Source organism: Chelativorans salis, assembly GCF_025336525.1.
Classification (GTDB): domain Bacteria; phylum Pseudomonadota; class Alphaproteobacteria; order Rhizobiales; family Rhizobiaceae; genus Chelativorans; species Chelativorans salis.
Map to the genome: position 1 here is coordinate 64369 of NZ_JAOCZP010000004.1, position 26236 is coordinate 90604.

Sequence of the window (26236 nt, forward strand, 5' to 3'; positions counted from 1 at the left end):
AAGCGCGTTCAGCCTATCTCGCGCACGGCGACGACAGCATTGGTGCCGCCGAAGGCAAAGCCGTTGCTGATGGCGGCGCGCACGGGGCGCCGGCGTGCCTCGTTGGGCGTCACGTCGAGATCGCAGTCGGGGTCCGGCGCGCTGTAGTTGGCCGTCGGCGGCACGAGGCCCTCGCGCACGGCATTGACACAGGCGATCAGCTCGATAGCGCCGGACGCGCCGAGGCAGTGGCCATGCATGGATTTGGTCGAGGAAACGGAGAGGGTCCGTGCGTGGGCGCCGAAGACGCGCTTGATGGCTTCGGTCTCCAGCCGATCGTTAGCCTTGGTTCCGGTGCCGTGGGCATTGACGTAAGCGACCTCCTCCGCCGCGAGCCCGGCCTCGGTGAGGCACGCCTGCATCGCCCGCACTGGCCCTTCGAGGGTGGGCGCGACGATATCGGCGGCATCCGCCGACATGCCGACGCCGGCCAGCTCCGCGAGGATCGGTGCGCCACGCGCCCGTGCGTGGTCGAGCGTCTCCAGAACGGCGATGCCGGCGCCTTCGCCCAGCACCAAACCCTTGCGGCCGTCCGCAAAGGGGCGGCAGGTGTCTGGCGCCAATACGCGCAGGGCCTCCCATCCTTTCATGACGCCATAGACCAGTGGCGCATCCGCACCGCCGGCCAGCATGACGTCGGCACGGCCGAGGCGGAGCTGATCTACCGCTGCGGCGATGGCATGGTTGGAGGACGCGCAGGCGGAAGTGACTCCGAAGACGGGGCCGGTTAGCCCGTGCACCATCGAAACCTGGCCCGCCGCCGCGCCCGGCATGACGCGCGGCACGGTGAAGATGTCGGTGCGGCTTCTTCCCTCCAGCAGGATGGCGCGGTAGCTCTCCTCGATGGAATGCCATCCGCACACACCGACGCCGACGACAGCGCCGACACGATGGGCGTTACCGCCGTCGACTGTCAGCGCCGACTGCGCCAGCGCTTCCTTCGCGGCGATGACCGCCAGCAGGCTGTACCGGTCCATGGTCACCAGGCGCTTGTGCTCGATGCCGTGCTCCGGCAGAGCCTTTATCTCGGCGCCGATCTTGATCTTCACTTCGTGCAGGTCGGCGTTCTCTATCGGGCCTATCGCCGCGCGACCCTCGCACATCGATTGCCAGATGGCGCCGGCATCGGTGCCCAGCGAGCAGATGCCGCCGAGCCCGGTTATGACGATGCGTGGCGCCGGCATGATCAGGATTTAGTAGCCACCAGCGCCCGCACGGCCGCCACGATATCGCTTACCGTGCTGAGGTTCTCCCAGGCATCGGCCGTGTTCATGTCGATCTCGATGCCGAACTCCTCCTCCAGATCGAAGATAATCTCGGTCAACTCCAGCGAATGGATACCGAGGTCATTGAGCGGCGTGGCGAGGGTGATGCCGGAGGTGTCGCCCTCGGCATGAGCCTTAATCTTGGCGAGAATGCTCTCTCCCAAGGCGTCCCGTTGCTGCTGGTCAGACGTGTCCATGGGTCTCCCCTCCAGGGTTAGACATCAGCCGCCCCGCCGGCCGCTCTCATTGCGAACCGGCTGGTGGGATTCGGTCTTCGCCCTTCTGCCGAATAAGACCCCAATCCAGGCGGAGCGACAAGCCCCTATCGCTCACTGCCATTAACGAAGATGGTTACGACGTTTTCCTCGCCGAACTCCACCGCCACTATGTCGCGCAGCATGATCGAGCGCGAATCGACGGCATGGTAGAACATGGCGCTGCCTTCGATCGATTCCCGCAGCGCCTCTATCTCTTCCCTGTGCTCGTCGATCGCCTCGCCTATCGGCCCGGTCTCCGTATCCTCTGGCAGGAACACGATCTCCAACGTGTCGAGGCTGAAGGTCTTGCGCACGCTCTCCGCGCTCGAAAGCGTGTTCTCGATCGCCGCCACGACGCGCTCGGCTTCCTCCTCGTTCGCCGCCTCCTCCGTCTTCACGTCGGAACCGATGATGGCGTCGATCGCCCCCTCGCTTTCGAGCCCCTGGGCAAGCAGCGGCGGATTGGCGAGCGGCGCGATCAGGAACATGAGCGCTACCAGGAATGGCAGTGCCCTTTCCAGGGGCGTCGCCGAAGCCGCGGGACCGGCTATTCCCATAACATGCATCAATTATCTCCTTGCTGTTGGCAATGGCTAACGGCCATACCCGCAACGACCGGCATATGGGCAGTGTTCCACCATATGCAAAGGGCAGACCTTGATCTCATCCTGCCGATCACAGGACCATGTCGGCCTTGCGGCGCCGGCTCATCACCCGGTCGGCGTTCGGAAGGTCGTTCGTCTCCACCCAGCGGCGTGCAGCCTCTGCGGCCCGGCCGTGGCCATGCCAGCGGGCGAGAAGACGGCGTTCGAGCTCAGCACGCGGAACGTCCAGATACGCTGTAAGGTCGAACAGCCCGCTAAGTTCCGCCCATGGCCGCTCGTCGAGCAGCAGATAGTTTCCCTCCACCAGAATTATGCCCGTATCCGCCTCTATAATCGCCGCGGCCGCGCGCGAAAGCTCCATGTTACGGTCGAACAGCGGAATGGCAACCTCCGGCTCGCGCGCCCGGAGGCGTTCCAGGAGGGTGCGGAAGCCGGCGAAATCGAACGTCTCCGGCGCACCCTTACGGCTGGCGAGACCACGCGCCTTCAAAACCGCGTCGTCATAATGGAAACCGTCCATCGGCACTACGGCCGCCGTCGCGCCGCGCCTGTGAAGCGTCTCGGCGACGGTGGCGGCCATAGTGGATTTGCCCGATCCCGGCGGTCCGGCGACGGCGACCATGAGGCGCGGCGCCGTTTCCGCGCGCTCCAGGATGGCATCTACGAGGCTGGTGTTGTCCATGCCGCCGGGCCGCTCAGGCGCCAAGCCACTTGGGATAGTCGGAGACGAGCAGGCGGTAGGGCTCCTCGTCCTCCTCGATCTCGGAAAAGCGATCAATGGGCTCGGCGAAGATATTGTCGGTGAGGTCGTCATTCACGGTCGAGACCTCGCCGATAAGGACATCCGAGCCTTCGCCCCAGAACTCATGCCACACGCCAGGCAGCAGCGTCACGCTCTCACCTGGGGAAAGCCGCAGGATCCCGCCGGCGTCGAATTGGCGGACGATACCGTCCGTAGGGATCGAAATCGGCGCTTTCCTGTCGATCGTGCCGTCCGCGTCGGATGCGTAGAGCTGGATGCACAGTGTGCCGCCTCCGCGGTTGATGATGTCCTCTGCCTTCACCACGTGGCGGTGCATGGGCGAGATCTGGTCGCGCCGGGAAATCATGATCTTTTCCGCGTAAAGCATGCCGCGCCCCTCCTCCAGGGCCGCTGCGTCGCCATTGCGCACGGTAAAGAGAAAGAGGCCTTTATTAGGAAAGTCGCCGACGCCATAGTCAGTGATGTCCCAGCCGAGCCTGGCATCGACGATGCCGCCGATCTCATCGCGGCGCGCCTTCATGTCGTCCGGCGTCCAATCGGCGAAGGGCGGCAGGGCGTAACCGAACGAGCGAATGAAGCCGGCGCCTTCGCGCAGGATGTCATTTACCCTGGACCGTTTCATCGCAAACTCCTCCTCGCACGGATATCGGCTATCGACGCGCGCGTGGTACAGGAAGCGGGCGCTGCCGCCAAGCCCGCCCGTACGGAGCGCCGTCAGAACGCCTTGAAGGTCAGCGTGGTGAGCGAGCGGACGATGCCGGGCGTATTGGCAATGTTTTCGTTGATAAATTTGCCGATGTCCACGCCGTCATCGACATAAACCTTGAGCAGAAGGTCGTACTCTCCACTGGTGGAATAGAGCTCTGAGGCGATCTCGCGCTTGTAGAGCTCGTCGGCCACCTGATAGGTCTTGCCTGGCTCGCAACGCAACTGAACAAAGACGGGTCTCATGATGTCCTTCCGACGGGCTTGGCTCCTCGACGGAAGCGAAAGTCGGCTTATCCCGCGGCTCTGTCAACCGGTCCAATCCGCTGTTGGCACGGCACGGTGCGGCCTTTGCAACGTGTGCTTTCTGAAGCATAGTCCCGGCCATGGGCGAAGCAGCACAAAACAAGGATTACGAGGAAAGGCTGCGCCGCGCCGGGGTGCGAATCACCCGGCCGCGGCAGGTCATCCTGCGCATCCTCTCGGAGACGGAGGACCACCCGGACGCGATGGAAATCTTCAATCGCGCCACGGAAGTTGACCCCAGCATTTCGCTGTCGACGGTCTACCGCACGATGAAGCTCCTGGAGGAGATGGGGGCGATCCACCGCCATGCCTTCGAGGGCGGGCGCTCGCGCTTCGAGCAGGCGGGCGGCCATCACGACCACCTCATCGACATCGACACCGGCGATGTCATCGAGTTCCATTCCCGCAAGATCGAGGCGCTGCAGGACGAGATTGCGCGTTCGCTGGGCTACGAGATCGTGCACCACAGGCTGGAGCTCTACGGCAGGAAGCGGCGCCGGCGCTAGCGCATCGGCCCGAAAACTGGAATCGGTTTTCGGAAAGCACGATGCGCAGATCCAACGACTTACAGCGCCGTGCGCCCTAAAAGGATGCATGGTGTTGTAAAGAGACACGAATCTAGGGAAAGCGCCTATCTGGCGCGCAAGAGACGGACAAGTATCCATGGGTAAAGCTGATATCGGCCTGGTCGGCCTTGGAGTGATGGGCGCGAATCTGGCGCTCAACATCGCGGAGAAGGGTTTCAAGGTCGCCGTGTTCAACCGCACGACGTCGCGCACCCATGCCTTCGTCGAGGAAGCCGGGCCACTGGCCGAAAACATCGTTCCGTGCGAGACGCTCGAAGCGCTGGCCGAGGCGATCGCCCTTCCGCGGCCGATCATCCTCATGGTCCAGGCCGGCGAGGCCGTTGACCAGCAGATCGCTGCGCTGAAGCCCCTGCTTGCCCGCGACGACATCATCATCGACGCCGGCAACGCCAACTTCCGCGACACGCGGCGGCGCATGGCGGCGCTGGCAGAGGCCGGGCCGCAATTTGTCGGCATGGGGGTTTCCGGCGGCGAGGAAGGCGCGCGCCACGGGCCGTCGATCATGGTCGGCGGCGAGGAGAGCTCCTATCGCCGCATCAAGCCGATCCTGGAGGCTATCGCTGCCCGCCACGAGGGCGAGGCCTGTCAGGCTTGGCTCGGACCGGACGGCGCGGGACATTTCGTCAAGACCATCCACAACGGCATCGAATACGCCGATATGCAGATGATTGCCGAAATCTACGGCATCCTGCGCGATGGACACGGCCTATCGGCGGGCGAGATCGCGCCGATCTTCGCCGAATGGAACCGCGGGCGGCTCAACTCCTATCTCATCGAGATCACGGCGGCGGTGCTTGCGGCCGATGATCCGGCCACCGGCCAGCCAATGGTGGACGTGATCCTCGACCGCGCCGGCCAGAAGGGCACGGGGCGCTGGTCGGCCATTGAGGCGCAGACGCTGGGAATACCGGCAACCGCCATTGAGGCCGCGGTCGCAGCGCGCAGCCTTTCGGCCATGAAGGAGGAGCGCGAGGCCGCAGAAAAGCGCTTCGGCGCGCCTGCCCCCGCTGCCGGACCCGTGAGCGCGGAAGCGCTGGCCATTCTCGAGCAGGCGCTTTTCGCCGGCAAGATTGTCGCCTATGCGCAAGGCTTCTCGGTGATGGCCGCGGCCTCGCGCGAATTCGGCTGGAACCTGCCGCTGGGCACGGTGGCGCGCATCTGGCGCGCCGGCTGCATCATCCGCTCGCAGTTCCTGGGCGAGATGGCGGCGGCCTTCGACGAGGCGCGGGAGATCGAGAACCTTCTGGCAACACCGGCCTTCGCGCCGCTGATCGAGGCCGCACATCCGCATCTGCGGCGTGTCGTCGCGCGCAGCGCTGAGGCCGGGCTTCCCGTGCCTGCGCTATCGGCGGCACTTGCCCATTTCGACACGTTCCGCCGCGCCCGCGGCACGGCAAATCTCATCCAGGCCCAGCGCGACTTTTTCGGCGCCCACGGCTTCGAGCGGGTGGACAGCGAAGGCAGCCACCACGGGAACTGGCAGGAATCATAGCCGCAGAGACAAAAGTGCCGCCGTGGCGGAGGGGAAGCCACGGCGGCCTTTTCAGTATTTGTGCGGCAGCCCGGAGAGGGGGGTTAGGCTGCCGCTTTTTATGTCCGGTTCAGGCGGGGGACGGGCCTTTCCCGGACTTTTTCGGCGGAATATTGCCGATACGGGAATATGTTGTGCGCCAAAATGGCTATTCAAGGGCGGGAAAGATTACACCTTTGTAATATTTTCGTTACCTGATGAAGCTGACGTCACCATTTGGCGGCAGGGAAGGCCGCCCGCGCGCCTTTGCCATGGACAGAAGAAACACGCCGCGCTACCCGTTCACGAATGAAAAAAGGCGATCATCTCTTCCTGGTCGACGGCTCGGGCTATATTTTCCGCGCCTATCACGCTCTTCCGCCGCTCAACCGCAAATCGGATGGTTTGCCGGTAAGTGCGGTGCTGGGCTTCTGCAATATGGTCTGGAAGCTCCTGCGCGATGCGCGGGACACGGCCGTGGGCGTCACGCCGACCCACTTTGCCGTCATCTTCGACTATTCGTCGAAGACCTTCCGCAACGAGATCTATCCCGAATACAAGGCCAACCGCTCCGAGCCGCCGGAGGATCTCGTCCCGCAATTCGGCCTCATCCGCGAGGCCACCCGCGCCTTCGACCTGCCCTGTATCGAGACGGAGGGTTTCGAGGCCGACGATCTGATCGCCACCTATGCGCGGCTTGCGGTCGAGGCGGGGGGCGATGCCACGATCGTTTCCTCAGACAAGGATCTGATGCAGCTCGTGGGGCCGTGCGTCTCCATGTACGACCCCATGAAGGACCGCGAGATCAGAGTGCCCGAGGTCGTCGAAAAATGGGGGGTGATGCCGGAGAAGATGATCGACCTGCAGGCGCTCACCGGCGATTCCATCGACAACGTGCCGGGCGTGCCGGGCATCGGGCCGAAGACCGCCGCACAGCTTCTGGAAGAATATGGTGATCTCGATACGCTTCTCACCCGTGCGCACGAGATCAAGCAGAACAAGCGGCGCGAAAACCTGATCGAATTCGCAGAAAAGGCGCGGATTTCGCGCGAGCTGGTGCGGCTGAAGACCGACGTTCCGGTGGAGATCGGCCTCGATGCCCTCGCGCTCGACTCGGCCGCAAACGGGCCGAAGCTGATCGGTTTTCTCAAGGCCATGGAGTTCTCGACGCTTACCCGCCGCGTGGGCGAGGCGACGGGCGTGGATCCCGCTTCCGTCGAGGCAGCCACTGTCGAGGTCCAGGCGAAGGCAGAGGCGCACGGGCCGGATCTCACCGTGCCCGCCACCGGCATCGAGGAGGAGGGCGCGGAAGGCGAAGTGGCACCCGACCGCATGGACGATGCCGACACGCCGCAGAAACTGGCGAAAAAGCTCGCCGATGCCGCGCCGGCCGACCCCTTCGACCATTCGCGCTATGTCTGCATCCGCGATCTCGAAACGCTCAACCACTGGGTGGATGAGGCGCGGGAAACGGGGCTCCTGGCGATCGACACTGAGACTACCTCGCTCGACCCCATGCAGGCGGAATTGTGCGGCTTTTCGCTCGCCACCGCCCCCAACAGGGCGGCCTATGTGCCGCTGAACCACAGGAACGGCAAGGACGACCTCCTCGGTGGCGGCCTAGTCGACGGGCAAGTCAAGCTGGAGGAGGCGCTTGCGGTGCTCAGGCCGCTCTTGCAGGACCCGTCGGTGCTCAAGATCGGCCAGAACCTCAAATATGATTGGCTGCTTCTCTACCGGCACGGCATCGAAATCGCACCCTATGACGACACGATGCTCATCTCATACGTGCTGGAAGCGGGCAGTCAGGCACACGGCATGGACGCTCTCACCGAGCGCTGGATCGGCCACACACCGCTGTCCTACAAGGAGGTGACGGGCTCCGGCCGCTCGAAGGTGACCTTCGACATGGTCGACCTCGAGCGCGCCACCACCTACGCCGCCGAGGATGCCGACGTCACGCTCAGGCTCTGGAAGGTGCTGAAACCCCACCTTGCCGCCCGAGGTCTCGCCTCCGTGTACGAGCGGCTGGAGAGGCCGATGGTTTCGGTTGTCGGGCGCATGGAGCATCGCGGCATTACCGTCGACCGGCAGATCCTCTCCCGCATGTCGGGCGACTTCGCGCAAACGGCCGCGGCGATGGAGGAGGAGATCTATCAGCTCGCCGGCGGGCGCTTCACGATCGGCTCGCCGAAGCAGCTCGGCGAGATTCTGTTCGGAAGAATGGGCCTGCCCGGTGGGGCAAAGACCAAATCCGGCCAATGGTCGACCTCGGCCCAGGTCTTGGAAGAGCTTGCCGCCGCCGGCCACGAACTGCCGCGCAAGATTGTCGACTGGCGCCAGGTCACCAAGCTGAAATCCACCTATACGGATGCACTGCCGGGCTACATCCACCCCGAGACGGGCCGCGTGCACACCTCCTATTCGCTTGCCTCCACGACCACGGGACGGCTCTCCTCCTCCGAGCCCAACCTGCAGAACATTCCCGTGCGCACGGTTGAGGGCCGCAAGATCCGCACCGCCTTCATAGCGCCGGAGGGCCGCAAGCTGATCTCGGCCGACTACAGCCAGATCGAGCTTCGCGTGCTCGCCCACGTGGCCGATATCCCGCAGCTAAAACAGGCCTTCGCGGACGGGCTGGACATCCATGCCATGACGGCCTCGGAGATGTTTGGCGTGCCGGTCGAAGGCATGCCGGGCGAGGTGCGCCGGCGCGCCAAGGCCATCAATTTCGGCATCATCTACGGCATCTCTGCCTTCGGGCTCGCCAACCAGCTCGCCATCCCGCGCGAGGAGGCCGGCGCCTATATCAAGCGCTATTTCGAGCGCTTCCCCGGCATCAAGGACTATATGGAGCGCACCAAAGCCTTCTGCCGCGAGTACGGCTATGTAGAGACCGTCTTCGGCCGCCGTGCGCACTATCCCGAAATCCGCTCCTCAAACCCCTCCATCCGCGCCTTCAACGAGCGCGCGGCCATCAACGCACCTATCCAGGGCTCGGCCGCCGACATCATCCGCCGCGCCATGATGCGCATGGACGCCGCCCTTGCCGACAACGGGCTCGGTGATGTCCAGATGCTCCTGCAGGTGCACGATGAATTGATCTTCGAGGCGCCGGAGGAAGCCGTGGAACGGGCGATCCCCGTCATCCGCACGGTGATGGAGGGCGCCGCCTGGCCGGCGAGGACGCTTTCAGTACCGCTGAAGGTGGATGCGCGGGCGGCGGACAACTGGGAAGAGGCGCATTGAGACGCGCCACCTCACCATGCGTCATCCCGGAAGCTGGAGCGAAGCGGAGGCTATCCGGGACCCATTCCGGGACGTGGAAGAGTCACGGAGTGGGTCCCGGCTCTCGCTTCGCTCGGCCGGGATGACGACGGCGAGGCGTCTCACGCCGCATCCTTCCATTTGATCGAGCAGCCCATTGAAGGAATCTGCTCTTCCGGCCCCTTCCCCGCCTCGGCCACCTGCACCATCGCCTCGTAAAGATCGCGCCTCATGTCCGGCGTCGCCGGCCCGGTACGGGCGGCGTCTAGGCGGCCGCGGTACTGCAGCTTCAGGTCCTTGTTGAAGCCGAAGAAATCCGGCGTGCAGACCGCGTCGTAGGCGCGCGCCACGCTCTGGTCCTCGTCGTGGAGATAGGGGAAGGTGAAGCCGTGCTCGCGCGCGAACTCCGCCATCTTGTCGAAGGAATCCTCCGGATAGGTGGCGGCATCGTTGGAACTGATCGCGACGAAGCCGATGCCGTGTGCCTTCAGGTCCCTGGCGTCGCGCACGATGCGGTCGATCGAGGCTTTTACGTAGGGGCAGTGGTTGCAGATGAAGACCACCACCAGTCCGTTCGGACCGGCCTGGTCGAAGATGCGGTGTTTTTGGCCGTCGGTGCCTGGTAACGTGGCATCGACCGCCGGCCAGCCGAAGTCGCAAACGGGTGGCACTGCTGCCATGGTTCTCTCCTTCGTTTTGCTTCGTTCTGCGTCTGCCGCCGGGCGGGCGAGGGCCGGACGTCAGCCGCTCGCCGCCTTGCGGATGGCGGCGATGTTTTCGCGATAGGCGGCTTCGCCGCCCCTGAAGATGGCGGAGCCCGCCACCAGCACATTGGCGCCGGCCTCGACCACCGCGCCCGCCGTCTCAGTGGAAATGCCGCCGTCCACCTCGATATCGATCGGCCGGTCGCCGACCATTGCGCGGACGCGGCGGATCTTTTCCACCACCGACGGAATGAAGGCTTGGCCGCTGAAACCCGGATTAACCGTCATCAGAAGGACGAGATCAACCTCGTCCAGCACATATTCAATCACACTTTCCGGCGTCGACGGGTTGAGCGAAACGCCGGCTCGTCTGCCGAGCTTGCGGATAGTCTGCAGCGAGCGGTGGAGATGCGGTCCGGCCTCGGCGTGCACCGTAATGACGTCGCAGCCGGCCTCTGCGAAGGCGGCGAGATAGGGGTCGGCCGGGGCGATCATCAGATGGCAGTCGAACACTTTGTCCGTCCGATCCCGGATCGCCTTCACCACCGGTGGGCCGAAGGTAATGTTGGGCACGAAGTGGCCGTCCATCACGTCGAGATGGACCCAGTCTGCCCCCGCGGCGGCCACCGCCTCTACCTCCTCGCCCAGGCGCGAGAAGTCCGACGAGAGGATCGAAGGGGCGATGGTGAGTGGGCGGTTGGCGGTCATGGGCGTTCCTCTGGTCGGAGGGATGGATGCATCACGCTATTGGACACGTTGCGTACCCTCCCGCCCCGTGGTTCGACAGGCTCACCATGAGGGCTGATGCTTGCGCTCACCCTTCTACGCTAAAATCCACGGTGAGCTAGCCTTGCCTTTGCCCTCATCCTGAGCCTGTCGAAGGGCGAGGGCAAAGGCACCCATCCGCTCTAGCTGCTGGGTAAAATCTTGTCGACCCGTCTCATAGTCGTGTGACCATGCGGTGCGAGGAGGGGTGCACCATGCGCACGAGCGTGATGGGGCGCTCGCCCAGCCAGGTGATGCGCTCGCCCACGAAAACCGGCTCGCCCTCGCGCAGCTGCATCACCGCCGCCTCCTCCGCGCTCGCGGCGGCGGCGCGGAAGGTGAATTCGGCGTCGGTGAAAGGCGCATGCTCCACCAGCCACTCATTGGGACTGACGTCCTCAAAGTCGGCCCTGCGCGCCGCCGGAACGACGTCGAGACTGATCCAGCGGTCCTCGAACTGGTAGGGTAGGCGGTCGGCCAGATGCAGACAGCGGACATGGAAGAACGGCGCCGTTACGTCAAGCCCGAGCCGCGCGCGCACGACTTCCGGCGGGGACGCCTCTTCACGGCTGAGCAAGCGATACTGGTACTCCGCCCCCCGGGCCTCGATCTCCTGGCGCACCAGCGGGATGACGAACCGCGCCTCGCGCACGGGATGCAGCGCCACCCGCGTGCCGGCGCGGCGGCGACGCTCCACCAGCCCGGCGCGGGCAAGCTCCTGGAGCGCACGGTTGACGGTGGCGCGTGCGGCGCCGAACTCGCGCGCCAGCACCTCCTCGCCGGGGATGAGGGCGCCAGGCAGCCACAGCCTCTCGGCGATGCGCCGCGCCATCTCATCACGGATCGCACGGAAGGACGAACGCGTGCCGCTCACAGGCCCGCCACCAGCTTCTCAAGTGTGGCGGCATAGCGCCCGCTGATCGCCTCACGTGCGACATGGCGGCCGCCGCGTACTACGTGGCGCCCGGCTGACCAGAGATCCGTCACCGCATCGTTGCCGCCGGCGAAGACCCAGCCGTCGAGAACGGCGTCGCCGCGCGCCACGCCTGCGAAGGCGGCGGGATCGAGCGCCACCAGGTCTGCCCATTTGCCGGCTTCCAAAGCGCCGTTCTCCCGGCCTAGCGCCTGTCTGCCGCCGGCAAGTGCGGCATCATAGAGCGCCCGCCCGCAGGAGCCGCCCGGCTCCGCCAGCACGGCGCGCGCCCGGTGCTTCAGCCGCTGCGAATATTCGAGCTGGCGCAGTTCCTCCGTCACCGAGATGCGGACGTTGGAATCGCTGCCGATACCGAGCCGCCCGCCCGCCTGCCGGAAGGGGGGAGCGTTGAAGATGCCGTCGCCCAGATTGGCCTCGGTGATGGGGCACAGCCCCGCCACCGCGCCCGAGCGGGCAAGGCGCTCCGTCTCCACCGCGTTCATGTGCGTTGCATGGACAAGGCACCAGCGCCCGTCAACCGCCACCTCGCCGAGCAGATATTCGACCGGCCGGGCGCCGTGTACGGCCAGCATCTCCTCGATCTCCGGTTCCTGCTCGGCAATGTGCATGTGGAAGGGCGTATCCGGCCGCAGGGCCATCGCCGCCCGTATGTCATCGATCCCGACGCCGCGCAGCGAGTGGGCGGCAGCGCCGAGCACCGAATCGGCGGGAAGCCGCGCCATATGCTCCCCTGCCCGCGCCAGAAGGCTCTCGAAACCCGCCGGATCGTTGCCGAAGCGCAGTTGCCCGCCTTGAAGCTGACGGCGGTCGGCGCCGCCGTGGCGATAGAGCACGGGCAGAAGCGTCAGGCCGATGCCCGTCTCAGTCGCCGCGGCGGAAATGCGGCCGGAAAGCTCCGCAATATCGGCATAAGCGCCGCCGCCGGCCCGGTGATGCAGATAATGAAACTCCGCAACGGCACAAAACCCCGCTTCGAGCATTTCCATGAAAGCGAAGGCAGCGATGGCCTCCAAACCGTCGGGCGAAAGCCGGTCGAGGAAGCGGTACATGACCTCGCGCCACGTCCAGAAGCTGTCGCGACCCTCCTGCCCGCGACGCTCTGCGAGGCCCGCCATGGCACGCTGGAAGGTGTGGCTGTGCAGGTTGGAAAGGGCGGGCAGGAGCACCGGCACCACGGTCGCCGCGCCCGGCTCGGCGCCCGATGCGACGGAGGCGATGCGGCCGTCGCCATCGATCGTCACGCGCACATTGTCCCGCCAGCCTTGAGACGTCAGAGCGGTTCGGGCGAAAATCTCTTGCATGCGGCTGCGATCCAGAGCTAGAAATCTATTTGTATAGACATAATCACATCAAGTCTAGACAAAGCGACAGGTGTCCTCCAGCAATGAAGCGCACGGTTTTCACCGAAACAAGGCTCGCCGGCATGGTGCTGGGCGGTGTGCCGTACGGTCTCGTGGAAGATGCCGCAATCGCCGTCGAGGGCGGCCACATCGCCTGGGTCGGACCGCACGCGGAGTTGCCGGGCGACTGGGCGAACGCCAAGCGGATGACGCTCGGCGGGCGCTTGACGACTCCCGCGCTCATTGACTGCCACACCCATATAGTCCACGGCGGCAACCGCGCCCGCGAATTCGAGATGCGGCTTCATGGCGCGACCTACGAGGAGATCGCACGCGCCGGCGGCGGCATCGTCTCCACGATAGCCGCCACCCGTGCAGTGGACGAGGATGCGCTGATCGCCGCCGCCCTGCCGCGGCTCAACGCATTGATGGCGGAGGGCGTGTCGACGGTGGAGATCAAGTCCGGCTACGGGCTCTCCATCGAGGACGAACTGAAGATGCTGCGCGCGGCGCGGCGGCTGGGCGAGATGCGTCAGGTGCGGGTGAAAACCAGCTACCTCGCCGCCCATGCCCTGCCGCCGGAATATAAGGGCCAGGCCGACGCCTATATCGAGGAGGTGGTGCTGCCCGGTATGGAGGCCGCGCACGCGGAAGGGCTGGCGGACGCCGTCGACGGCTTTTGCGAAGGCATCGCCTTCTCGCCCGAGGAGATCGCCCGCGTCTTCGACAAGGCGCGCACGCTGGGCCTGCCGGTAAAGCTCCACGCCGAGCAGCTTTCCAACCTCGGCGGCGCCAAGCTCGCCGCCCGCCGCCATGCACTTTCCGCCGACCATCTGGAATATCTGGACGAGGAAGGCATCGCCGCCATGGCGAAGAGCGGCACCGTGGCCGTTCTTCTACCCGGCGCCTTCTACACCCTGCGCGAAACCCAGTTGCCGCCCGTCGCCGGCCTGCGCGCGGCCGGCGTGCCGATGGCCGTCGCCACCGATTGCAACCCCGGCTCCTCGCCGCTCTCCTCCCTGCTTCTGGCCATCAACATGGCCTGCACCCTCTTCCGCCTCTCCCCGGAGGAAGCATTGGCCGGCGCCACCCGCGAAGCCGCCCGCGCGCTCGGCCTCGGTGCCGAGATCGGCACCATCGAAGCCGGCAAACGCGCCGAGATCGCCGTGTGGAACGTCGAGCACCCAGTCGAACTCGCCTATCGCGCCGGCTTCAATCCGCTGCATCGGCTCATTCACGGAGACGCCGCATGACACTCACCCTCACCCCCGGCGCCGTCTCCATCCACACGCTCGAGCGCATCTGGCGCGAGGGCTCGACTATGTACCTCGATCCCTCCTGCCATCCGGCCATAGAGGCCTCCGCGGCCCGCATCGCCGAGATCGCCGCTGGCGAGGGTGCCATCTACGGCGTCAACACCGGCTTCGGCAAACTCGCCAGCGTGCGCGTTCCGGCCGAGGACGTGGCAGCGCTCCAGCGCAACCTCATTCTCTCCCACTGCTGCGGTGTCGGCGCCCCGCTGAGCGAAGACATCGTGCGCCTCGTCATGGCGCTGAAGCTGATGTCGCTCGGCCGCGGCGCCTCGGGCGTGCGCATGGAGATCATCCGGCTCCTGGAGGAGATGCCGGCGCGCGGCGTTATCCCCGTCATTCCCGAAAAAGGCTCCGTCGGCGCCTCCGGCGATCTCGCACCGCTCGCGCACCTGGGAGCGGCTATGACAGGCGAGGGCGAAGCCTGGTACAAAGGCGAAAGATTGCCGGCCAATGAAGCATTGGAAAAGGCAGGCCTTTCCCCGGTGGTGCTTGCTGCCAAGGAGGGGCTGGCGCTCATCAACGGCACACAGGTCTCCACCGCGCTGGCGCTTGCCGGCCTCTTCCGCGCCCATCGCGCCGCCCGCTCGGCGCTGATCACCGGCGCGCTGTCGACCGACGCCGCCATGGGATCCTCCGCCCCCTTCCACCCGGAAATCCACGCCTTGCGCGGGCACGGCGGCCAGATCGACACGGCGGCCGCCCTTTGGAAGCTGCTCGACGGCTCGGAAATCCGCGAGAGCCACCGCGAGGGCGACGAGCGCGTGCAGGACCCCTACTGCATCCGCTGTCAGCCGCAGGTCGACGGCGCCTGCCTCGACATCCTGCGCCAGGCCGCACGCACGCTGACCATCGAGGCCAATGCCGTGACCGACAATCCGCTTGTGCTTTCGGACGGCCAGGTGGTGTCGGGCGGCAACTTCCATGCCGAGCCGGTGGCGCTCGCCGCCGACCAGATCGCGCTCGCCATTTGCGAGATCGGCGCCATCGCCCAGCGGCGCATCGCCCTCCTGGTCGATCCCGCGCTCTCCTTCGGCCTGCCGGCCTTCCTAGCCAAGCGACCCGGCCTCAATTCCGGCCTGATGATCGCCGAGGTCACCTCCGCCGCGCTGATGTCGGAAAACAAGCAGATGGCGCATCCGGCCTCGGTGGACTCAACCCCCACCTCCGCCAACCAGGAAGACCACGTCTCCATGGCCTGCCACGGTGCGCGGCGGCTTCTCGCCATGACCGAAAACCTCTTCGGCATCGTCGGCATCGAGGCGGTGACCGCAGCGCAAGGCGTAGACCTGCGCGCGCCACTCAAAACGAGTGCCGAGCTGCAAAAGGCGCACGCCGCGATCCGTGGCGCGGTGCCCACGCTGGAGGTGGACCGCTTCATGGCGGGCGATCTGGAAGCGGCCATCGCGCTGGTGCGTACGGGCGAACTCAACGGCAGCGTCGCGCCGGACATCCTGCCGGAGCTGAGGAGCGAGCCATGATACCGGTCGAGGCCGTTCAAGGTACATCACCCGTCATCCTCGGCCTACCGCATACCGGCACCTACGTGCCGGAGGAGATCCGGGCGCGGCTAAATGCCGAGGGACAAAAGCTCCGCGATACGGATTGGCACGTGCACGACCTCTACCGGGACCTGCTGCCGCAAGCCACCACCGTACGCGCCACCTTCCACCGCTACGTCATCGACGCCAACCGCGATCCATCGGGGCAGAGCCTCTACCCTGGGCAGAACACCACCGGCCTCGTACCCCTCATCGATTTCGACAACCAGCCCCTCTGGCGCGAAGGCGAGGAGCCCGATGAGGCCGACATCCAGGCGCGGCTCGCCGCCTTCCACCGCCCATACCACACGGCGCTGGAGGCCGAGATCGCCCGCGTCAAGGCGCTCCACGGCGTCATCGTTCTCTACGACTGCCACTCGATCCGCTCCCACTGCCCGTTCCTCTTCGACGGCACGCTGCCGGACTTCAACATTGGCACCGACAACGGTGCGACCTGTGCGGAGGAGATTGAAGCGGCGGTGGCGGAGATCTGTATCGGCGCACAAGGCTACACGAGCGTGCTCAACGGCCGCTTCCGCGGCGGCTGGACGACACGGCACTACGGACAGCCGCACGAAGGCGTCCATGCCATCCAAATGGAGCTTACCCAGTCGACCTACCTAGCGCGCGAGATCGAGCCCTTCGCCTATGACGAGACGAAGGCTCGCCGCCTGCGCCCGCATCTCCGGGCCATTCTGGAGCGGCTGGAGGCGATTGCGCATTCCCTGAAGGCGAACAGCGAGCGATGACCGACCCGCGCCACAACATCCGCGAGGTGCGCGCGCCACGCGGCCCGGAGCTGAACACAAAGTCCTGGCTCACCGAAGCGCCCCTTCGCATGCTGATGAACAATCTCGATCCCGACGTGGCGGAAAACCCCAACGAGCTCGTCGTCTATGGTGGCATCGGCCGCGCCGCCCGCACCTGGGACGATTTCGACCGCATCGTTTCCACGCTCAAGACGCTGGAAGAGGACGAAACCCTGCTCGTCCAGTCCGGCAAGCCGGTCGGCGTCTTCCGCACCCATGCCGACGCCCCGCGCGTGCTCATCGCCAATTCCAACCTCGTGCCGCACTGGGCCGACTGGGACCATTTTAATAAGCTCGATCGCGCCGGCCTCATGATGTACGGCCAGATGACCGCCGGCTCGTGGATCTATATCGGCACCCAAGGCATCGTGCAGGGCACCTACGAGACATTCGCGGAGGCCGGGCGCCAGCATTATGGCGGCAATCTCAAGGGCAAATGGATCCTCACCGCCGGGCTCGGCGGCATGGGCGGCGCACAGCCGCTCGCCGCCGTCATGGCCGGTGCATGCTGCCTCGCTATAGAGTGCGACGAGAGCCGCATCGATTTCCGCCTGCGCACACGCTACCTCGATGAAAAAACGACCAGCGTCGACGAAGCGTTGGCCATCGTCGAGCGCTGGACGAGCGCCGGCGAGGCGAAATCCGTCGGACTGCTGGGCAACGCGGCCGAGATCGTGCCCGAACTCGCACGCCGCGGGGTCAGGCCCGACATCGTTACCGACCAGACCTCGGCGCACGACCCCCTCAACGGCTACCTGCCCAGGGGCTGGTCGCTGGCTGAATGGCGCCAGAAGCGCGAGAGCGATCCCAAGACAGTGGAGAAAGCCGCCCGCGCTTCAATGCGCGAGCATGTGGAGGCGATGGTCGCCTTCTGGAACGAAGGGGTTCCCACGGTCGACTACGGCAATAACATCCGGCAGGTCGCGCAGGACGAGGGCTTCGAGAACGCCTTCGCCTTCCCCGGATTCGTGCCGGCCTATATCCGCCCACTCTTCTGCCGTGGCGTCGGCCCCTTCCGCTGGGCCGCCCTTTCCGGCGACCCCGAGGATATCTACCGCACCGATGAAAAGGTGAAGGAACTTTTGCCGGATAACGATCACCTGCACCGCTGGCTCAACATGGCGCGTGACCGCATCGCCTTCCAAGGCCTTCCCGCCCGCATCTGCTGGGTTGGTCTCGGCGACCGCCACCGCCTCGGCCTCGCCTTCAACGAGATGGTGGCCAACGGCGAATTGAAGGCGCCGGTGGTCATCGGCCGCGATCACCTGGACTCCGGTTCCGTCGCCTCGCCTAACCGCGAGACCGAAGCCATGAACGACGGCTCCGACGCTGTCTCCGACTGGCCACTGCTCAATGCACTGCTCAACTGCGCCTCCGGCGCCACCTGGGTGTCGCTGCACCACGGCGGTGGCGTCGGCATGGGCTTTTCGCAGCACGCCGGCATGGTCATCTGCGCCGACGGTACGGAAGCCGCGGCAAGGCGCGTCGAGCGCGTCCTTTGGAACGACCCCGCCACCGGCGTCATGCGCCACGCCGACGCCGGCTACGAAGAAGCACTCGACTGCGCCCGAGAGAAGAGCCTGCGCCTGCCGGGAATCCTGGGAAACTGAGCCGGCCGAGAAGGCCGCGGGCGGGAGGTCCGCTCGGGGCCCCGGTTGAACCTGGTACCGCCTGCGAGGCGGGTGCCCTACTGGAGATTGAACGTATAGAGGTAGTCACCCTCCGCGGCCTGAGCATGGCAAGGGATGCAGCCTTGATCGGCGCCCTTTCCGACACGACCGGCGAGCGACATACCTTGCGGGTTCTGGTCAAGCGAACCGTCGGCCAGATACTTCGCCCAGAACCAATCCTGGTTCTCCGGATCGTAACCCTGCTCGCGCTTGAACATCACCGTGATCGAATCCATGTGCTCGCCTCGGTCGCCCTGCACGTCTTCGACGGTCACCCCCTCCGGTCCGTAATTACGCTTCACCACAACAAGGCCGGTATGGCCCTCGACGTCGATATCGCGATAGAGCGTCTCGAGGATGACGCCGTGCGGGTCAGTGCCCTCGTAAGGCACCGTGTTGACGGCATTGTCGCCCGCCAAATTCTCCTCGTTCAGCCGCTCCCACAAGGTCTGGGAATAAGCGGTGTCCTCTTCGTTTCCGAACGGCTGATCCTGACTGACTGCGGTTGCCACCAGCCCGGTGGCGGCCAATCCAGTCGCAACAGCGGCAATGAGGATCCTGCTTCGTGGCATGATGCGCCTCCCTTAGGTATAGAGGAACCATCAACTGCAACGCAGGGCGGGAGGGAAAGTTTTCGCCGGTCAGACACAATTGCGTGAAGGCGCGCGACTATTTTCCAGCTGGATCAATGCTTCTCGACAAGACCGAGGAGTTGACGTGTCGCGCCAGAAGGCGATGAGGTCGGAACCGAAATGGTACCGCACGATGACCGCGCCAAGAGATTGTCGCCATCCACCTTCACGCGGGGATAAATTTCGACCCGGTTTCCCGCCAACCCATTGACCCCCCACAACATGCAAACTTTTCTCGCAGGAATTTTCGCCCCCACCTCACGCCGCCCTTATCATGGTCCCCATCGCTCTCGCGGGAACCGGGTCCGGACCGGGGATCAGGGAGAGCGGCGGCAGCCTCCCCCTTCAGGAACGGTACCTGGAGGCATGTGAGGGCCCGCGAACAGGCCGGAGTCCGGCAGGCCCATCGCAAGATGGGCGATGGCGGATGCGGAAAAGCCGCGGGGTTCGGCAAAGGCGCTTCACTGCGTGTGTCCGTCCGGAGCCAGAAAGAGCCCTTAGACCGGTCGAATGTCGGGACAGCGGCCGGCGGGGCGCGTTGCGCGCGCCTTAAAATGAATAGAGTGGCTCGGACAACGCGCCCCGCTTCCCACCCAATCACAAAGGCCAGACGGCGACAGCCGGGCGTGGCGACAATGAAACGCGCCTGCATTCACCGCTTGCCCATTGAATCAGCAAAGGAGGGCGTTGACGACCATGTGCCCGAAACCACCGCGCGCGCCATTGATTGCCCCGCCGGTTTGGGCGACTATCGCCTCCCTTTCGCCGGGGCTTCGTTATTCTGTCATGCAAATCGCCTATTGCGTCCCGATCTGCGAGGATTGATACCCATGCGCTATGCAATCTATTTCACACCGGACCAGGACGACCCGCTAGGCCGTGTTGCCGCGCGCTGGCTGGGGCGCAGCGTCTTCGGCCGTCAGGTGCCCGCGCCGGTGGCGGTCGACACTTTTTCCGCCGCCGAGATCGCCTTCCATACTGCTGCACCCCGCCGCTACGGCTTCCACGCGACGCTCAAGGCGCCGTTCCGCCTTGCTGAGGGCAGGAGCGAGGGGGAACTGACCGCCGCCCTTGCGCAATTCGCTGCAGAGCGCGAGCCGGTTGTCCTCGAGCGCATTAAGGCAACGCGGCTCGGCAGCTTCTTCGCCATCGTGCCGGAGACACCGTCTCCCGAGCTCGACCGGCTGGCGGGCGAGGTGGTGGAGGAATTCGAGCCTTTCCGTGCTCCGCTGACACCGGAGGAGATCGAGCGCCGCGGCCCCGAGAATCTGACCCCCGAGCAGCTAAAAAATCTCCACAAATGGGGATATCCCTATGTTTTCGACGCGTTCCGCTTCCATATGACATTGACGGGACGGGTGCCGGAGGCGGAAGCCAAGCGCATGGAGCGGGCGATCGACGCCTTCTTCGGCCCGCTGCTTCTGGAGCCCCTGGAGCTGTCGTCGCTTGCGCTCTTCGCCGAGCCGGAGCCGGGCGCGCCATTCCACATCAAGTCCTTCCACGCCATTGGCGGCGAGAGGGAGAGGAAGACCGCCTGAATGACGCATGAAACGATCCTGAGGAATGCCCGCATCGTGCTCGCCGACGAGGTTATCGACGGCAGCGTAGTGCTCCGCGATGGCCGCATCGCCGACATCGCGGCCGGCCCCGCGCAGGCGGGCGATGATCTCGAAGGCGATTTCCTCATTCCAGGCCTCGTGGAACTGCACACGGACCATCTGGAAGGGCACTACGCTCCGCGGCCCAAAGTGCGGTGGAATCCGCTCGCTGCTGTTCTCGCCCACGATGCGCAGGTCGCCTCCTCCGGCATCACCACGGTATTCGACGCGCTGCGCGTCGGCCTCGACGAAGAGGGCGACGTGGACGCGGAAGGGATGCGCAGCCTGGCCGATGCTATCGAGGAGAGCCTCGCCGCCGACCGGCTGCGCGCCGACCATTTCCTGCACCTGCGCTGCGAGGTCTCGGCGTCCGACTGCCTTTCCGCCTTTTCGCTCTTCGAGGGCGACCGTCACGTTAAGCTCGCCTCGCTGATGGACCACTCGCCGGGCCAGCGCCAGTTCATCAATCTCGACGCCTACGCGGCCTATTACAAGGTGAAGATGAAGCTGTCGGACGAGGCATTCCGCCGTTTCTGCGATAAGCGCATGGAGGAGTCGCGCCGCAACGCCGGGCCCAACCGGCGGGCCATCTCGGCCGCCTGTAAGGAGCGCGGCATCATCCTCGCCAGCCATGACGACGCCACGCCCGAACATGTGAGCGAGGCATCGATGGACGGCGTGCGTGTGGCGGAGTTTCCGACCACGGCGGCAGCGGCCAGGGCCTCGAAAGAGGCGGGGATGGCCGTGCTTATGGGCGCGCCCAATCTGGTGCGCGGCGGCTCCCATTCCGGCAACGTCTCGGCGCAGGAACTGGCCGAGGGCGGCGATCTCGACATCCTGTCCTCCGATTACATCCCATTCAGCCTGATCCAGGCCGCCTTCTCCTTGAGCGAGCTGGTCGACGGCATCGGCCTGCCGCAAACCGTCGCTAAGGTATCGAGGATCCCGGCCGAGGCTGTTGGGCTTGTTGACCGCGGTGTCATCGAGCCGGGACGGCGGGCCGACCTCGTGCGCGTGCGGCTCGACGGCGGCATTCCCGTGGTGCGCACCGTGTGGCGCGAGGGGCGGCGCGTGGCATGATGGTTTCGGCGAGCATAGAGCGTGCGCAGGCGCAGGAGCCCTTTCCCATCCGCCAGGGCGTGTTCGTCGCTGTGGCGGGACCGTCCGGCGCCGGCAAGGATTCAGTGATGGACTACGCCAGGCAAAGGCTTGGGGGCCTTGCTCGCGAGATCGTCTTCGCGCGACGCGTCATCACACGCCCGATGGACGCCGGCGGTGAGGAGCACGACACGCTGGACGAAGCTGCCTTCGAGCGCGGGCGGGCGGCAGGGTGTTTTGCCTTGAGCTGGCGCGCCAACGGCCTCAGCTATGCGCTGCCGGCGGAGATCGACGGGACGATGCGCAGCGGCGGCGTGGCGGTAGCCAATGTATCGCGCGCCGTCATCCCGGCGCTCAGGGAGCGTTATGCCCATGTCCTCCCCGTCATCGTGACCGCGCCACCTGAGGTGCTGGCCGACCGGCTTTCCCGGCGCGGGAGGGAGACACGCGAGGAGGTGCTGGCCCGGCTGGCACGCGGTGCGGATAGCGAGCTCAAGGTGGAGGACGCGACCCTCATCGACAATTCGGGGCCGCTGGAGGTCGCCGGAGAACGCTTCCTGGCGGTACTGCGCAAGGCGGCTGCCTGGAGCGACGTCTGTGATATGGTCTGATCCGTTTTTGCCGAGGATCGGACCCGGATGCTGCTCAAAGCGGAACTGCATTGCCACATCGAAGGCGCGGCTCTGCCCGCGCTCGTCACAAGCCAGGCGGAGAAATATGGCGCGGACGTCTCCGCCTTCATCCGCGACGGCGCCTATCACTGGCACGATTTTTCGAGCTTCCTCGCGGCCTACGACGCCGCCGCAAACCTCTTCCGCAGCGAAGAGGATTACGCCGCCCTGGCTGAGACCTATCTGACGGGTCTCGCGAACGAAGGCGCCATCTACTCCGAGTTCTTCACCTCGCCCGACCACGCCGAACGCGCCGGCCTTTCGCCTCAGGCCTATACGGCCGGACTCGGCGAAGGCATCGTCCGCGCCAGGGCGAAGACCGGCATCGAAGGGCGAATGATCGTCACCGGCGTGCGCCATTTCGGCCCGGCGGCGGTGGAGAAGGCGGCGCGCTTCGCCGCCACCTGCGGACACCCTCTGGTGACAGGCTTCGGCATGGCCGGCGACGAGCGCAGTGGCCACCCACGCGATTTCGTCCGCGCCTTCGACATCGCCCGCGAGGCGGGGCTGGGAATCACCGTGCACGCGGGCGAATTTGGCGGCGCCGACAGTGTCGAGGCGGCGCTCGACTACTTCGCTCCAACACGCATCGGCCACGGCGTGCGCACGGTCGAGGACCCCGATCTGGTGCGCCGTGTTGCGGAGGAAGGTGTGGTGCTGGAGGTCTGCCCGGTTTCGAACGTGGTGCTCGGTGTCTTCCCGGACTACACGCATCATCCCTTCCCGCAACTCCATGCCGCCGGCTGCCGCCTCACGCTCAATTCCGACGATCCGCCGCATTTCCACACCAGCATCGGCCACGAATATGCGGTTGCTTCACGGCATTTCGATCTTGATGAAGCTGCGCTGACAGCGGTGACATGCACCGCGCTCGAAGCCGCTTTCGTGGACGAGGAGACGCGACGCACGCTCCTCTCCCGCCTCGCCGAAGCAGAAGCAGCCCAAGTGGTGGCCGAATAAAAGATAAACCACCTGGTTGACTGTGGCGCAAAGCGCGCTATCCTAAACCATATGGTTGAACAAGAGCCCGCCACCCTCGACGCCGTTTTCCATGCGCTGTCCGATTCCACCCGTCGCGCCATGTTGCGGGAGCTGGCGGGCGGTGAGCAGAGCGTCAGCGCACTGGCCGCGCCATTCTCGATGTCGCTGGCCGGCGCGTCGAAGCACGTGAAGGTCCTGGAATCAGCCGGCCTCGTCCGCCGTCGCATCGCCGGCCGCACCCATTACTGCCGGCTCGACGCGGCCCGGCTCGCCGAGGCCGAGGCGTGGCTGCGCTATTACGAGCGCTTCTGGACCAGGCGGCTCGACACGCTGGAAGCGCTGCTCAAAGCGGAGGATGAGCGGCAAAGGGAAGGGGAGAACCCATGAGCCACGACACGTTTTCGCTCAGAATCACACGCAAATTCGACGCCGCGCCCGAGCGGGTCTTCGACGCCTGGCTCGATCCGGAAAAGGTGCGCGCCTGGATGGGGATGGCGCTTTCCGATTTCGGGCTTTCGGGCGATGTGCGGCGTGTCGAGATTGAACCCCGCATCGGCGGCCGCTTCACCTTCTCCGACATGCGCGAGGAGGGGGAGGCTGTGCATTGGGGTTCCTATCTTGCCATCGACCGCCCGCGAAAGTTGGTCTTCACTTGGTTCACCTCCGAGGAGGAAGAGAAGAAAGGCATCTCCACGGTGACGATCACCATCGAGCCGGACGGCCAAGGCGCGCTGCTGACCCTCCTGCACGAGATGGATTCGCAGTGGGCCGAGTATGAGGAGCAGATCACCACCGGCTGGACGCAGATGCTCGGGATGCAGGCGCGCCTGCTCGAACGGCAAGCGAGGTGAGCATGCGGGTTGAGGTCACCGGGGACAGGATCGAGATCACGCTTGCGCTTGCCATGCCACGCGAGGAGACGTGGCGGCTTCTCACCGAGGCGCGCCACATCCGCGCCTGGTGGGGTGGCCATGCGAGCCTGGACGCTCGGCTGGGCGGGCCGCTGCGAGAGGTATGGTCCAACGGCAACCGCGAAGTGGTAACCGCGGGCGTGGTGACCCGATTCGATCCCCAGAGAACACTTGCCATGAGTTGGGCCGATGACGACTGGCCGGGCGAGACACAGGTCACATTCACCGTCGCCGACCGGGACGGGGCGACGGAGATGACGCTCGTCCACTCCGGCTGGGCCATCCATCCCCCGGAAAGACGCTCAACGCTGATGGAGGCGCACGCCCAGGGTTAGGTTGGGCATCTGGAACGCTTGGCGCGTTACGCTGGAAAGTCGTGAACGACGATGCTCGATAGGAGATATTCCCGTGACTATTGATCCCCGCGCAAAGGCGGAAATGCTGATCCGCAAGCCCGTGGCGGAGGTCTTCGAGGCCTTCGTCGACCCCGAAATCACCTCCAAGTTCTGGTTCACGGGCGGCAGCGGCCGCATGGAGGCTGGCAAGACCGTGACCTGGGAATGGGCGATGTACAGCTTCTCAATCCCCGTTGAGGTGAAGGCTGTCGAGAAGAACAGGCGTATTCTCGTCGAGTGGCCGGGCGGAAGCGGATCCACCACGGTGGAATGGACCTTCACAGACCGCCCGGACGGCACGACCTATGTCAGCATCGTCAATCGGGGATTCACCGGCGAAGATAGTCAGCGCGTGACCGAAGCGCTTGATTCCACGGAAGGTTTCTCCTTCGTGCTTGCCGGGGCGAAGGCCTATCTAGAGCACGGCATCAGGCTGAACCTGGTGCAGGACAAGTTTCCCGACGGGCTTCCGGAAGGATGACCAGGCGATGGCCGGAGCGCGAAGAGGAGGTTGCGATGACCAGCCAGGATGTTGAGGTACATGGCGTCGTCACCGCGCCCGACACGGTGCGCATCGAGCGCCTGCTGCCAGGCCCTGTCGAGCGCATCTGGGAGTATATCACGCAGTCGGAAAAGCGCCGGCAATGGTTGGCAGCCGGTGAGATGGAGCTCTTCGTGGGCGGCCGCGTGGAGCATCTCTTCCGCCACCGGGAGCTTTCCTCCGAACCGACGCCGGAGCGCTACCGTCATTTCGAGGAGAGCCCGCCGATGCTAGGCGAGGTCACCGAATACGATCCGCCGCGTCTGTTGGCCTATCGCTGGCCGGGCGACAATGGGGAGAGCGAGATCATCTTTGAGCTTTTTTCCGAGGGCGCCAGAGTACGCCTCGTGCTGACCCACCGCCGCCTGCCCGACACCGAGACGATGGTCAGTGTGGCGAGCGGCTGGGAGGCGCATTTGGGAATCCTCGTCGACCGCCTGTCCGGTCAAAAACCGCGCGGCTTCTGGTCGGCTCACGCAGGTCTGGAGAAGGCATACGCGGAGAAATTCGCAGCACGGTAGGGCAACGGGCCGAGGAATGGCTCGACCCGCCGGAGACTGCGTTCAGCGGTAAAGCACAAGAGGGAGCAAGACGATGATCCGATGCAACCTTTCGTCCGTGCTGGTGCACGACCAGCAGAAGGCGGAGGACTTCTATGTCGGCAAGCTCGGTTTCGTGAAGAAGCAGGATTTTCCGGCCGGTGGGGCGCGGTGGCTGACGGTGATCGCGGCGGATGGCTCGGGCGTCGAACTCTTGTTGGAGCCATCAGGCTACGAATTCTCCCGTGCTTACCAGAAGACGCTCTATGACAAGGGCATTCCGTTCACTTCGCTCGGCTGTGACGATGTGCAGGCTGAATATGAACGCCTGACGAAACTCGGCGTGCAATTTCGGGGAGAGCCGCAGAAGCATGCAGATTTTCCGATCACTGCGGTATTCGAGGACGGCTGCGGCAACCTGATCATGCTGCATGAGGCCTAGGTGGGCAAAATATTGCGGCCTCGCGCAGTCTTCCCCGATGGCAAGAAGGAT

At 65.3% G+C, this 26236-nt stretch carries 28 protein-coding genes; 17 read left to right on the forward strand and 11 right to left on the reverse strand.

The genetic code is table 11. From position 1 onward, the window contains the following. Positions 1-8: 8 nt before the first annotated feature. From N5A92_RS13970 to N5A92_RS13995, 6 genes are all read right to left on the reverse strand, one after another. Positions 9-1223 (reverse strand): beta-ketoacyl-[acyl-carrier-protein] synthase family protein, encoded by a 1215-nt coding sequence (locus N5A92_RS13970; RefSeq protein WP_260903754.1) that lies wholly within the window; start codon positions 1221-1223, stop codon positions 9-11. A gap of 2 nt (positions 1224-1225) precedes the next feature. Continuing rightward, positions 1226-1501, reverse strand: coding sequence for an acyl carrier protein (locus N5A92_RS13975; protein ID WP_260903756.1), 276 nt, complete (start codon positions 1499-1501; stop codon positions 1226-1228). 125 nt (positions 1502-1626) lie between these two features. Then, positions 1627-2127: a hypothetical protein gene (locus N5A92_RS13980; protein ID WP_260903758.1), complete on the reverse strand. Its 501-nt coding sequence runs from the start codon at positions 2125-2127 to the stop codon at positions 1627-1629. A 109-nt stretch (positions 2128-2236) separates the two neighbouring features. Then, a complete protein-coding gene (locus N5A92_RS13985) occupies positions 2237-2848 on the reverse strand; it encodes a nucleoside triphosphate hydrolase (protein WP_260903762.1) in 612 nt (203 codons plus the stop codon). A gap of 13 nt (positions 2849-2861) precedes the next feature. Beyond that, on the reverse strand, positions 2862-3551 hold the full coding sequence (locus N5A92_RS13990; protein ID WP_260903765.1) for a D-lyxose/D-mannose family sugar isomerase: 690 nt from the start codon (positions 3549-3551) through the stop codon (positions 2862-2864). Between the two features lie 92 nt (positions 3552-3643). Further along, positions 3644-3880 (reverse strand): Lrp/AsnC ligand binding domain-containing protein, encoded by a 237-nt coding sequence (locus N5A92_RS13995; protein WP_260903769.1) that lies wholly within the window; start codon positions 3878-3880, stop codon positions 3644-3646. Positions 3881-4020: 140 nt separating this feature from the next. Here N5A92_RS13995 and N5A92_RS14000 point away from each other — a divergent pair, with 140 nt between their 5' ends. The 3 genes from N5A92_RS14000 (at position 4021) to polA (ending at position 9286) form a co-directional block, all read left to right on the forward strand. Beyond that, the gene (locus N5A92_RS14000; RefSeq protein ID WP_260903770.1) at positions 4021-4446 is read left to right on the forward strand and encodes a Fur family transcriptional regulator; all 426 of its coding nucleotides are present in this window, start codon (positions 4021-4023) and stop codon (positions 4444-4446) included. A 157-nt stretch (positions 4447-4603) separates the two neighbouring features. Beyond that, the gene (gene gndA / locus N5A92_RS14005; protein ID WP_260903772.1) at positions 4604-6019 is read left to right on the forward strand and encodes an NADP-dependent phosphogluconate dehydrogenase; all 1416 of its coding nucleotides are present in this window, start codon (positions 4604-4606) and stop codon (positions 6017-6019) included. Positions 6020-6346: 327 nt separating this feature from the next. Continuing rightward, positions 6347-9286: a DNA polymerase I gene (gene polA / locus N5A92_RS14010; RefSeq protein WP_260903774.1), complete on the forward strand. Its 2940-nt coding sequence runs from the start codon at positions 6347-6349 to the stop codon at positions 9284-9286. A gap of 140 nt (positions 9287-9426) precedes the next feature. On the opposite strand, the gene N5A92_RS14015 is transcribed toward polA, so the two are convergent. The 4 genes from N5A92_RS14015 to N5A92_RS14030 all read right to left on the reverse strand — a co-directional run bounded on the left by N5A92_RS14015 (position 9427) and on the right by N5A92_RS14030 (position 13008). Continuing rightward, entirely contained in the window at positions 9427-9984 is a 558-nt protein-coding gene (locus N5A92_RS14015; protein WP_260903779.1) for a thioredoxin family protein, read from the reverse strand. A 60-nt stretch (positions 9985-10044) separates the two neighbouring features. Further along, on the reverse strand, positions 10045-10716 hold the full coding sequence (rpe, locus tag N5A92_RS14020) for a ribulose-phosphate 3-epimerase (RefSeq protein ID WP_260903781.1): 672 nt from the start codon (positions 10714-10716) through the stop codon (positions 10045-10047). A gap of 232 nt (positions 10717-10948) precedes the next feature. Next, complete coding sequence (locus N5A92_RS14025; RefSeq protein ID WP_260903784.1) at positions 10949-11647, reverse strand: GntR family transcriptional regulator; 699 nt, start codon at positions 11645-11647, stop codon at positions 10949-10951. Beyond that, positions 11644-13008 carry a formimidoylglutamate deiminase gene (locus tag N5A92_RS14030; RefSeq protein WP_260903787.1) on the reverse strand — a complete coding sequence of 455 codons (1365 nt, stop codon included), beginning with the start codon at positions 13006-13008 and terminating at the stop codon, positions 11644-11646. The genes N5A92_RS14025 and N5A92_RS14030 overlap by 4 nt, the downstream gene beginning before the upstream one ends. Before the next feature lie 83 nt (positions 13009-13091). Here N5A92_RS14030 and hutI point away from each other — a divergent pair, with 83 nt between their 5' ends. From hutI to hutU, 4 genes are read left to right on the forward strand one after another with little or no spacing between them, the layout of a single operon-like run. Further along, positions 13092-14300, forward strand: a complete 1209-nt coding sequence (gene hutI / locus N5A92_RS14035) for an imidazolonepropionase (RefSeq protein WP_425248581.1) — start codon at positions 13092-13094, stop codon at positions 14298-14300. Then, positions 14297-15838: a histidine ammonia-lyase gene (hutH, locus tag N5A92_RS14040; RefSeq protein WP_260903788.1), complete on the forward strand. Its 1542-nt coding sequence runs from the start codon at positions 14297-14299 to the stop codon at positions 15836-15838. The genes hutI and hutH overlap by 4 nt, the downstream gene beginning before the upstream one ends. Further along, positions 15835-16647 carry an N-formylglutamate deformylase gene (hutG, locus tag N5A92_RS14045; RefSeq protein WP_260903790.1) on the forward strand — a complete coding sequence of 271 codons (813 nt, stop codon included), beginning with the start codon at positions 15835-15837 and terminating at the stop codon, positions 16645-16647. The genes hutH and hutG overlap by 4 nt, the downstream gene beginning before the upstream one ends. Next, the gene (gene hutU / locus N5A92_RS14050) at positions 16644-18317 is read left to right on the forward strand and encodes a urocanate hydratase (protein ID WP_260903792.1); all 1674 of its coding nucleotides are present in this window, start codon (positions 16644-16646) and stop codon (positions 18315-18317) included. The genes hutG and hutU overlap by 4 nt, the downstream gene beginning before the upstream one ends. Positions 18318-18394: 77 nt before the next feature. Here hutU and N5A92_RS14055 read toward each other — a convergent pair whose 3' ends face one another. After that, positions 18395-18949: a cytochrome P460 family protein gene (locus N5A92_RS14055; RefSeq protein ID WP_260903799.1), complete on the reverse strand. Its 555-nt coding sequence runs from the start codon at positions 18947-18949 to the stop codon at positions 18395-18397. A gap of 890 nt (positions 18950-19839) precedes the next feature. Between N5A92_RS14055 and N5A92_RS14060 the strand changes: the two genes are divergently transcribed. The 10 genes from N5A92_RS14060 (at position 19840) to N5A92_RS14105 (ending at position 26185) form a co-directional block, all read left to right on the forward strand. After that, complete coding sequence (locus N5A92_RS14060) at positions 19840-20547, forward strand: DUF1045 domain-containing protein (RefSeq protein WP_260903801.1); 708 nt, start codon at positions 19840-19842, stop codon at positions 20545-20547. After that, positions 20548-21687 carry an alpha-D-ribose 1-methylphosphonate 5-triphosphate diphosphatase gene (locus tag N5A92_RS14065; protein ID WP_260903802.1) on the forward strand — a complete coding sequence of 380 codons (1140 nt, stop codon included), beginning with the start codon at positions 20548-20550 and terminating at the stop codon, positions 21685-21687. Next, complete coding sequence (phnN, locus tag N5A92_RS14070) at positions 21684-22316, forward strand: phosphonate metabolism protein/1,5-bisphosphokinase (PRPP-forming) PhnN (RefSeq protein WP_260903805.1); 633 nt, start codon at positions 21684-21686, stop codon at positions 22314-22316. Before N5A92_RS14065 ends, phnN begins: the two co-directional genes overlap by 4 nt. Positions 22317-22343: 27 nt before the next feature. Beyond that, the gene (locus tag N5A92_RS14075; protein WP_260903807.1) at positions 22344-23336 is read left to right on the forward strand and encodes an adenosine deaminase; all 993 of its coding nucleotides are present in this window, start codon (positions 22344-22346) and stop codon (positions 23334-23336) included. A 51-nt stretch (positions 23337-23387) separates the two neighbouring features. Next, positions 23388-23744, forward strand: coding sequence for an ArsR/SmtB family transcription factor (locus N5A92_RS14080; RefSeq protein ID WP_260903809.1), 357 nt, complete (start codon positions 23388-23390; stop codon positions 23742-23744). After that, positions 23741-24208: an SRPBCC family protein gene (locus N5A92_RS14085; protein WP_260903812.1), complete on the forward strand. Its 468-nt coding sequence runs from the start codon at positions 23741-23743 to the stop codon at positions 24206-24208. Before N5A92_RS14080 ends, N5A92_RS14085 begins: the two co-directional genes overlap by 4 nt. A gap of 2 nt (positions 24209-24210) precedes the next feature. After that, positions 24211-24603, forward strand: coding sequence for an SRPBCC family protein (locus tag N5A92_RS14090; protein WP_260903814.1), 393 nt, complete (start codon positions 24211-24213; stop codon positions 24601-24603). Positions 24604-24676: 73 nt separating this feature from the next. Continuing rightward, entirely contained in the window at positions 24677-25144 is a 468-nt protein-coding gene (locus tag N5A92_RS14095) for an SRPBCC family protein (RefSeq protein ID WP_260903815.1), read from the forward strand. Between the two features lie 35 nt (positions 25145-25179). Beyond that, positions 25180-25725, forward strand: coding sequence for an SRPBCC family protein (locus tag N5A92_RS14100; protein ID WP_260903818.1), 546 nt, complete (start codon positions 25180-25182; stop codon positions 25723-25725). Between the two features lie 73 nt (positions 25726-25798). Beyond that, entirely contained in the window at positions 25799-26185 is a 387-nt protein-coding gene (locus N5A92_RS14105; RefSeq protein WP_260903820.1) for a VOC family protein, read from the forward strand. Positions 26186-26236 lie beyond the last annotated feature (51 nt).